The organism is Sphingomonas sp. (assembly GCF_035555815.1).
Lineage (GTDB): Bacteria > Pseudomonadota > Alphaproteobacteria > Sphingomonadales > Sphingomonadaceae > Sphingomonas.
Genome location: NZ_DATMGG010000210.1, coordinates 1 through 9,530, shown reverse-complemented (window position 1 = coordinate 9,530; position 9,530 = coordinate 1). Strand labels below are relative to the sequence as shown.

Annotated in this window: 9 protein-coding genes; all 9 read left to right on the top strand. The window is 68.0% G+C overall.

Translation table 11 applies throughout. The features are described from left to right. The coding region (locus VNR91_RS12440; RefSeq protein WP_325491093.1) for an MFS transporter at positions 1 to 1,009 on the top strand (1,009 nt) is incomplete at its 5' end. Continuing rightward, positions 1,009 to 1,794, top strand: coding sequence for a glucose 1-dehydrogenase (locus VNR91_RS12435; RefSeq protein WP_325491092.1), 786 nt, complete (start codon positions 1,009 to 1,011; stop codon positions 1,792 to 1,794). The genes VNR91_RS12440 and VNR91_RS12435, both read left to right, overlap by 1 nt. A gap of 14 nt (positions 1,795 to 1,808) precedes the next feature. Then, positions 1,809 to 3,386, top strand: coding sequence for an alpha-L-fucosidase (locus tag VNR91_RS12430; protein WP_325491091.1), 1,578 nt, complete (start codon positions 1,809 to 1,811; stop codon positions 3,384 to 3,386). Positions 3,387 to 3,465: 79 nt separating this feature from the next. Next, positions 3,466 to 5,052: an alpha-L-fucosidase gene (locus VNR91_RS12425; protein WP_325491090.1), complete on the top strand. Its 1,587-nt coding sequence runs from the start codon at positions 3,466 to 3,468 to the stop codon at positions 5,050 to 5,052. 70 nt (positions 5,053 to 5,122) lie between these two features. Further along, positions 5,123 to 5,425: a UxaA family hydrolase gene (locus tag VNR91_RS12420; protein ID WP_325491089.1), complete on the top strand. Its 303-nt coding sequence runs from the start codon at positions 5,123 to 5,125 to the stop codon at positions 5,423 to 5,425. Between the two features lie 2 nt (positions 5,426 to 5,427). Continuing rightward, positions 5,428 to 6,627, top strand: a complete 1,200-nt coding sequence (locus tag VNR91_RS12415) for a UxaA family hydrolase (protein ID WP_325491094.1) — start codon at positions 5,428 to 5,430, stop codon at positions 6,625 to 6,627. A gap of 1 nt (position 6,628) precedes the next feature. Next, positions 6,629 to 7,378, top strand: coding sequence for an SDR family oxidoreductase (locus tag VNR91_RS12410; protein WP_325491088.1), 750 nt, complete (start codon positions 6,629 to 6,631; stop codon positions 7,376 to 7,378). Positions 7,379 to 7,409: 31 nt separating this feature from the next. After that, positions 7,410 to 8,660 carry a right-handed parallel beta-helix repeat-containing protein gene (locus VNR91_RS12405; protein WP_325491087.1) on the top strand — a complete coding sequence of 417 codons (1,251 nt, stop codon included), beginning with the start codon at positions 7,410 to 7,412 and terminating at the stop codon, positions 8,658 to 8,660. Positions 8,661 to 8,678: 18 nt separating this feature from the next. Continuing rightward, complete coding sequence (locus VNR91_RS12400) at positions 8,679 to 9,518, top strand: amidohydrolase family protein (RefSeq protein WP_325491086.1); 840 nt, start codon at positions 8,679 to 8,681, stop codon at positions 9,516 to 9,518. The last annotated feature ends 12 nt before the right edge of the window (positions 9,519 to 9,530 follow it).

Here is a 9,530-nt window from a genome sequence, read left to right as displayed (position 1 = left end):
CGGGCGGCTGGTGTCGCTGTTCCAGCTGACCATCACCATGGGCATCGTCGCGGCGATGCTGGTCAACGCCGGCCTGCTCGACCATTCGCTGCGCACGACACCGTCGGCCACGCCGGGGCTGTGGGACTGGCTGTTCGTCGGTGAGGTCTGGCGCGGCATGTTCCTGGGCCAGGTGGTGCCGGCGCTGCTGTTCCTCGGCTTTGCGCTGGCGGTGCCCGAAAGTCCGCGCTGGCTGAGCCTGGTCGGGCGTCCGGAACGTGCGCGCGGCGTGCTGACGCGGCTGCGCGGCGATGCGGAAGCCGCCGAGACCGAGCTGGGCCAGATCGAGGATTCGCTGCGAGAGGAGACGCGATCGGCGGGCCGCGCGTCGCTGGCGGGGCTGCGCCGGCCGCTGTGGCTGGGTATCTTCCTCGCGGTGTTCTCCGAACTGAGCGGCATCACCGTGGTGATGTATTATGGTCCGGTGATCCTCGAGCGCGCCGGAATCTCCGCCGGATCGTCGCTGGGCGGTCACGCGGTGATCGGCATCGTGCTCGCCTGTTTCACCGTGCTCGCGCTGTTCGTCGTCGACCGGTTCGGCCGCCGTCCGGTGCTGCTGACCGGCTGTGCCGGCGCGGCGATCGCGCTGGCGCTGACCGGGCTATGCTTTGCCGCCGGGGTCACCGACGGCGCGGTGATCATCGCGCTGCTATGCATGTTCGTCGCCTTCTTCGCCTTCTCGCTCGGCCCGATCAAATGGATCGTGCTGTCGGAGATCTTCCCGACGGCGGTGCGCGCGCGGGCGATGGGAATCGCCACCGTCGCGGTGTGGCTGACCGACATCGTCATTAACCAGGCGTTCCCGGTGGTGCGCGACACGTTCGGCGTGTCGGCGATGTTCCTCGGCTGCGCCGGGTTCCTCGTCATCCAGCTGGTCGTCGTCGCGCGCAAGCTGCCCGAGACCAAGGGAATGCCGCTGGAAGACATATTGTCGCTGTGGCGCGACGCACCGACCAAGGGAGCCCGCTGATGACCATCGATTTCTCCGGCAAGGTGGTGATCATCACCGGCGGTGCCGGCGGGCTGGGCAAGGCGTTCACGCTCGAATTCGCCCGGCTGGGGGCGCAGGTGGTGTGCAACGACCTCGATCCCGCGGCGGGCGCGGCGGTGGTCGCCGAGGCCGAGGGCCTGCCCGGCGCGATCCATTTCGTCGGCGGCAGCATGGCCCTGCCCGAGACCTGCGACGCGATCGTCGCCAGGGCGGCGGAACTGGGTGGCGCGGACGTGCTGTGCAACAACGTCGGCATCCAGCCGCCGACCAGTTATGTGCCCGCGCACGAACTGGACGACGGGCTGTGGGACGCGATCCTGACGGTCAATTTGAAATCCTATTTCTGGATGGTGAAACGCTGCATCCCGGCGATGCAGGCCAAGGGGCGGGGCGTTATCATCAACACCGCCAGCGTGCAGGGCCTGCAATCGCAGAAAGGCGCGGCCGCCTATGCCGCGTCGAAGGGCGGCATCATCGCGATGACCCGCCAGCTCGCGCTGGAATATGCCGAGGACAATATCCGCGTCGTCGCGATCGCGCCGGGTACCTTCGACACGCCGCTGCTGCGCGACGTCGCCGCCGGCATCCCGGACAAAGGCTATATGGAGCGGCTGCGCCAGGCCTATCCGATGAAGCGGTTCGGCCAACCCGAGGAGATGGCGCGCGTGGTCGCCTTCCTCGCCAGCGACGGGGCCTCCTTCATGACCGGCGAATGCGTGACCGTCGACGGCGGCATCATGGCCCAGGGCGGCTGGGCGCAATGAAAGAGGATTCCAGCATGACGACGATGAGCCGCAAGGACTTCCTGCGCACCGGGCTGTCGACCATGGCGGTAGCCGGCCTGCCGGCATCGGGCGTCGCGGCGGCGGTCGCTGGTACGGCGGCGAAGCCCGCCGGGCCGGTCAGGATCACCACGCTCAATCCGACGATTCGCCTGTATCCGGTCAAGGCGCTGGGGCGGATGGGCGACGTCCGCTTCGCCACGGCGGAGATCGGCACGATGATGCCGTTCCTGGGCGCGGGCGAGATCACCTGGACGGTCAGCGTGCCCGAGGATGGGCTGTACGACCTCGCGATCTGCTGCTCGACCACCACCGCGCCGGGCCAGCCGGTCAACGTCAAGGCGGGCAAGACCAGCGTCGACTATGCGATCCCGGTCACCGACGGCTATTTCTTTCCGCATCCCGAAGGGCCGGATGACAATCCCGGCGACCCCAGTGGCGAAAGCTTCTTCCGGCTGCGCGAGTATTACAATTTCGCGCGCGTGGCGGTGCCCGGCACGTTCCAGCTGGTGCGGGGCGTCAACGTCGTGCGGCTGCGAGTGATCGGGCAGAAGGGCAAGGAGATATTGCGCCTGCGCTCGGTCGAGCTGACCCCGGTCACCGCCCGCGCCGCGATCGTGGCGGACCAGAAGCGCGCGCGGGCGCGGCGCGCCAACACCGACTGGTTCGCGCGCGCCGGCTACGGCATCTGGTTCCACTTCCTCGACCTGACCACGCCACCGCACGGCCCGCGCAAGCCCTATGCGCAGGCGGTCGACGAACTCGACGTCGAGAAGCTGGTCGGCACGGTGGCGGAAACCGGCGCCAAATATCTGATGTTCACCGTCAACCACGGCAATCCGACCTGTCCGGCGCCGATCAAGAGCTGGGAGAAGCTGCATCCCGGCTGGACCACCAAGCGCGACCTGATCGCCGAGCTGGCCGATGCGCTGGGCCGGCGCGGGATGCGCCTGATGCTCTACATGAACCCGCCGGGCGTCGGCGGCATGGCGCTCAACCCCGGCACGGTGAACGGCATTCCCGGCTATAACGAGGACGAATACGCCAGCCAGCTGGTCGACGTGTTTCGCGAATTCGGCGAACGCTATGGCCCGCGCGTCGCCGGCTATTGGTTCGATTCGACGTTCGAGGCGACCGAATGCTACCCGAACCTGCCGTTCGAGGCGCTGGATGCGGCGATCAAGACCGGCCATCCCGATCGGCTGGTCGCGTGGAACAACTGGGTGTTCCCGGCCGAGACCGAATGGCAGGATTATTTCGCCGGCGAGCTGACCGACCTGCCGACCAGATCGTTCGGCGGCCGCTACATCGATCACGGTGTGGCCAAGGGATTGCAGGCGCACGTCGCGCTGCGGTTCGATGCCGACTGGCTGCACATCGCGCAGGACAAGCCGATGCCGCCGCCGCGGTTCAAGGCGCAGGAACTGGCCGACTATATCCGCCGCTGCCAGGCCGAGCAGGTGCCGGTCACGCTGGGCGTCGGCATCTTTCAGGACGGCTCGCTCGGCCCCCAGGCAATGCCGATCCTCAGGGAGGTGGGGCGCCTGGTGCGCGGCAACGGCGCCGGGGCGTGAGCCACCCTCTGGCATCCATTCCGGAGGCGCGCCGCCGCCGCCTCCGCCGCGCGACCAGCGCGTAACGACGGGACACGACATGCTGAAGATGAATCGCAAGGAATTTCTCCGCACCGGGCTGTCGACCATGGCGGTCGCCGGGTTGCCCGCTTCGGCCGGCGCCGCCGCCGGCCTCGGCGCGGCGGCAGATGCGGACGGCGGGCCGGTGTCGGTGACGAAGCTCGATCCGGTCATCCGCCTCTATCCGGCCAAGGCGGCGTCGCGTTCGGGCGAACTACGCTTCGGCCCCGGCGAACTGAGCATCATGCTGCCGTTCCTGGGCGCGGGCGAACTGCTGTGGACGGTCGAGGTGGCGGAGCCGGGCGAATATGATCTGGCGCTATGCTATTCGACCACCCAGGCCGGCACCCCGGTGACGATCGAGGCCGGGGCGTCGAAGGTCAGTTTCGCGGCGAAGGTGACGGAGGGATATTTCTACCCCGATCCCAACGGCCCTTCGGAGAATCCGGGCGATCCCGACAGCGACAGTTTCTGGACGATGCGCGAATATTATCTGTTCGAGCGCGTCCCCGTGCCCGGCCGCATCGCGCTGGTGCGCGGCGTCAACGTCGTCAAGCTGAAGGTGGCGGGAGAGAAGGGCAAGGAGATCTTCCGCCTGCGTTCGGTCGAGCTGACCCCGGTCGCCCAGCGCGCGGCGGTGGAGGCGGACAAGCAGCGCGCGCGGTCGCGGCGGGCGAACACCGACTGGTTCGCCGATTCCGGTTACGGCATGTGGTTCCACTTCCTCAACCTGACGATGCCGCGTCACGGCGCGCAGGTGCCCTACGAACAGTCGATCAACGCGCTCGATGTGAAGAAGCTGGCGCAGACCGTATCCGATTGCGGCGCGCGCTACCTGATCTGGGCGGTCAATCACGGTCATCCGACCTGCCCGGCGCCGATCAAGAGCTGGGAAAAGCTCCATCCGGGCTGGACGACCAAGCGCGACCTGATCGGCGAACTGGCCGACGCGCTGGGCAAGCACGGCATCCGGCTGATGCTCTACATGAACTGCCCCGGCATCGGAAAGCTCGAGCAGCAGGCGGGCACCGCGCTCGACCTGCCGGCGTTCAGCGAGGCCGAATACGCCACCCAGCTGAGCGATGTGCTGCGCGAATTCGGCACGCGCTATGGCTCGAAGGTCGAGGGCTATTGGTTCGATTCCTGGTTCCAGACCACCGAGAGCTATCCCAACCTGCCGCACGAGGCGCTGTTCGACGCGGTCAAGACCGGCCACCGCGACCGCATGGTCGCGCTCAACTATTGGGCGTTTCCGGTGGAGACGGAGTGGCAGGATTACTGGAGCGGCGAGATCACCGACCTGCCCGCCAAGCCGTTCAAGTCGCGCTATATCGGGCGTGGCGCCGGGGCGGGGTTACAGGCGCACTCCGCGATCCGGCTCGACGACCCGTGGTTCCACATCAAGCCCGACGTCGCGATCGAGCCGCCGCGCTATACCGCCGCGCAGCTCGCCGACTATATCCGCACCTGCCAGGCCGATCGCGCGCCGGTGACGCTGGGCGTGGGCATCTATCAGGACGGGACGATCGGCGAGGAATCGCTGGCGGTGCTCAAGCAGCTTCGCCGGCTGGTCTGGGCCGGGGGCAAGCCGCCCCGGCGTTCGTGATCGCACGGCATATGGTTCCTTTGCGTATCAAGGCCCCGGTGGCCGGCGGCCGTATCGTCGGGGCGCGCGGATGACCGGCGCGCTCGCCATCGTCCTGGCGCCGGCCGACAATGTCGCCGTGTGCCGCCGCAACGTCGCCGCCGGAGAGCCGCTCGCGATCGAAGCGGCGCCGACCGTCGTCGCGCGCGAGAATCTGGCGCTGGGGCACAAGGTCGCGTTCCGTTTCATCCCGTCGGGCGCGACGGTGGTGAAGTACGGCATGGCGATCGGATCGGCGACGGCGGACATCCCGCCGGGCGCCTGGGTGCACCTCCACAACATGCGCAGCAACTACATCTCCAGCCACACCCGCGCGTCAAAGGTGGACCCATGATCATCGCCGACGGCTATGCCCGCGCCGACGGGCGAAAGGGTATCCGCGACGTGCTGGCGGTGATCTACCTCGTCGAATGCGCGCATCACGTCGCGCGCCGCGTGGTCGAGCAGTCGAATGACGCCGACGTCCACCTGCTCGGCTTTCCCGGCTGCTATCCCAACGACTATGCGCTGCGCATGATGAAGGCGCTGGCGACCCATGCCAACGTCGGCGGGGCGGTGCTGGTCTCGCTCGGCTGCGAGGGGTTCGACCGCGAGGGGCTGGCGGCCCAGATCGCGGCGAGCGGCCGGCCGGTCGAGACGGTGGTGATCCAGCAGGCGGGGGGCACCCGATCGGGGATCGACGCCGCGGTCGCCGCGGTCGGCCGGGTCCGGGCGGAGATGCGCGAGCGCGCGCGGCGCGTGCCGATGCACCTCTCCGATCTGGTGATCGGCACGATCTGCGGCGGATCGGACGGCACCAGCGGCATCGCCGCCAACCCCGCCGTCGGCCGCGCGTTCGACCGGCTGGTCGATGCCGGCGCGACCTGCATCTTTGAAGAAACCGGCGAGATGATCGGCTGCGAGGGCGCGATGGCGACGCGCGCCGCCACCCCGGAAATCGCGCGGGCGATCGACCAGGCGATTGCCAATGCCGAAACCTATTACCGCGCGATGGGCTATGGCAGCTTCGCGCCGGGCAATGCCGAAGGCGGCCTGTCGACGCTCGAGGAGAAATCGGCGGGCGCGTACGTCAAGTCGGGCAGCCGTCCGATCAACGGGTTGATCCGCCCGACCCAGGCGCCCGACGGCCCCGGCCTCTACCTGCTCGACGTGGTCCCCGATACCGCGCCCAAATTCGGCTTTCCCAACATCGCCGACAATGCCGAGATCGTCGAGCTGATGTCGTGCGGCGCGCACCTGACATTGTTCACCACCGGGCGCGGATCGGTGGTCGGATCGGCGATCGCGCCGGTGGTCAAGATCACCGGCAACCCCGAGACCTATGCGCGGATGGGCGAGGACATGGATATCGACGCCGGCCGCGTAATGCTGGGCGAGGCGACGCTCGATCAGGTCGGCGACGACATCTTTGACCTGGTCGTGGCGATCGCCGGCGGCGCGCCGTCCAAGTCGGAGGCGCTGGGCCACCGCGAATTCATCCTTGGCTACAAGACGATCGATGCGGTCGGGCCGGCCTGTCATCCGGGAGTACGATAAAATGGAACGAGCCGCAGCGGGCGCCGGGCGCCTGGCGGGAAAGACGGCTTTCGTCTCCGGCGCGGGACAGGGGATCGGCCGCGACGCCGCGCTGCTGTTCGCCGCCGAAGGCGCGCGGGTGTGGGCGAGCGACATCAACGCCGCCGCGCTCGACGGGATGGCGCCGTGCCGCACGATCGCGCTCGACGTCACCGACGCGGCGGCGGTCGCCGCGGTGGCGGAGCGCGTCGGGCCGGTCGACATCCTGTTCAATTGCGCCGGCATGGTGGCGAACGGCACCGTGCTCGACTGTTCGGAGGCCGACTGGGCGCGATCGTTCGATGTCAACGTCACCTCGATGTTCCGCCTGATCCGCGCGTTCCTGCCGGCGATGCTGGAGCGGGGGGCGGGATCGATCGTCAACATGGCCTCGATCGTCGGCGCGCCCAAGGCGGCGCCGAACCGCTGCGCCTATGGCATGTCGAAGGCGGCGGTGGTCGGCCTGACCAAATCGGTCGCGGCGGATTATGTGACCCGCGGCATCCGCTGCAACGCGATCTGCCCCGGCACGATCGAGACGCCGTCGCTGCACGACCGGCTGCGCGCGACCGGCGATTTCGACGGCGCGCTGGCCGCGTTCCGCGCACGCCAGCCGATGGGCCGGCTCGGCCAGCCCGGCGAGATCGCGGCGCTGGCGCTGTATCTGGCGTCGGACGAATCGGCGTTCATGACCGGCCAGTCGCTGATGATCGACGGGGGCTGGTCGGCGTAATCGCATCGAAACCGAGCGGAGGGGAGGGGCCATGACGAGGATCATTCGAACCGGACGGGGCGTATTGCTGGGCGTGATGCTGATCGGGCTGAGCGCGCTGGCGCCGGCGCGGGCCGAGGCGCGCGACCTGGACGTCAAGGCCGATTGCGGCGCGCGCGGCGACGGCGCCGCCGACGATACCGATCGCCTCCAGACGTGCATCGATCGCGCCGCGCACAGCGGACAGCCGGTCTATCTGCCCGCCGGCACCTATCGCATCACCGGCCAGCTGCGGATCGCCAACCCCAATACCACCGTCCGCGGCGCGAGCAGCGCGACCGCGACGATCGCGCAGGCCAATCGCGCCGCGCATATCTTCAACATCTCCAACGACGGCCATCCGATCGACAAGATCCAGATCCGCGACCTCGGGCTGATCTATTCGGCGCCCGACCCGACCGGGATGGCGATCCTGTGCAACACCTGCTGGCGGACCTATTTCCAGCAACTCAACATCGGCCGCGCCGCGACCGACGCCTATGTCAGCACCGGCATCTGGGTGACCGGCGGCAACCAGGTGTTCGTGCAGGACAGCGTGATCACCTATGCGTCACGACAGAGCCTGTATTTCGCCAATGTCGGCGACGTGTTCCTGTCCGATGTCGAGGTCAACCAGTATGACCACAGCACCAGTTCGGCCGGGGTGGTGTTCGATACCGGGGTTGGCGGCATCTACGCGATCAACGTCAACGTGACCGGCGGCCACACCGGCTTTCTGTTCCAGAACACGCAAAAGAAGTACGCGCCCAATTTCGGCTTCTTCACCAATTGCCTGGCCGATACGCTGAATGGCGTCGGCTGGAATTTCCAGGCGGGGCAATCGATGCGGCTGACCAACAGCTGGTCGGCGACGGCCGCCGTCTATGGCATGCAGGTCAGGAACGTGAACGGCCTGAGCATCACCGATTCGCGCATCTACAACAGCGGTGCCGACGGCATCCTGATCGAGCCGGGATCGCGCAACGTGACGATCAAGGACTCGACGATCACCGGGAATTCGCGCGCCGCGCCGCGCCGGCATGACGGGATCAGCATCGCCGCCGGGGTCAGCGATTTCCAGATCCTGGGCAACATGATCGGCGAGGCGGATGGATTCGGCAATTTCCAGGCCTATGGCATCCGCGTCGCCCCCGGCGGATCGAACAACTACATGATCGTCGCCAACGAACTGCGGCGCAACCTGTCGGGCGGCATGGTCAATGGCGCGACCGGGCTGAGCAAGGTGGTCGCGAACAATCTGTGAAGGAAGGAAACGCCGCGCATGACCGTCGTCGATAGCCACGCCCATTTCTGGGACGTCGATCGGATCGACTATCCGTGGATCGAGGCCGGATCGCCGTTCGACCGCAGCTTCCTCCTTACCGACTATCAGCGCGTGTCGGCCGATGTGCCGGTTACGCGGATGGTGTTCGTCGAGTGCGACGCACATCCGCGCTGCTCGATCGCGGAGGCCGAATGGGTCGCCGGGCTGGCCACGATCGATTCGCGCATCCAGGCGATCGTCGCGCGGGTGCCGCTGCTGGCGGACGACGCCGCCGCGCGGCTCGACGCGGTCGCGGCGATGCCGCTGGTGCGCGGGGTGCGCGACAATATCCAGGGCCACGCGCCCGGCTTTGCGTTGCAGGAGGCGTTCGTCGCCGGCGTTCGCCAGGTGGGCGAGCGCGGGCTGCATTTCGAACTGTGCCTGAAGCACGACCAGCTCGCCGAGACGATCGCGCTGGTTCGGCGCTGTCCCGACGTGCGCTTCGTGCTCGATCATTGCGCCAAGCCCGGTATCGCCGCCGGGCTGCGCGATCCGTGGCAGGCGCAGATCGCCGAAATGGCATCGCTGCCGAACGTCGTGTGCAAGATATCCGGGCTGGTCACCGAGGCGGACTGGTCCGGCTGGCAGGCCGAGGATGTGCTGTGGTACGCGCGGGTCGCGGCACAAGCGTTCGGGGCGGAGCGGATCCTGTTCGGCAGCGACTGGCCGGTGAACGAGGTCGCCGGCGGCTATCTGCGGTGGTTCCGGCTGGCGGAACAATTGGCGGCGGAATGGGACCAGCGCGACCGCGATCGTTTCTTCCGTGCCAATGCCGAGCGAATCTATCGGCTCGCCTGATCGCACGTGCCA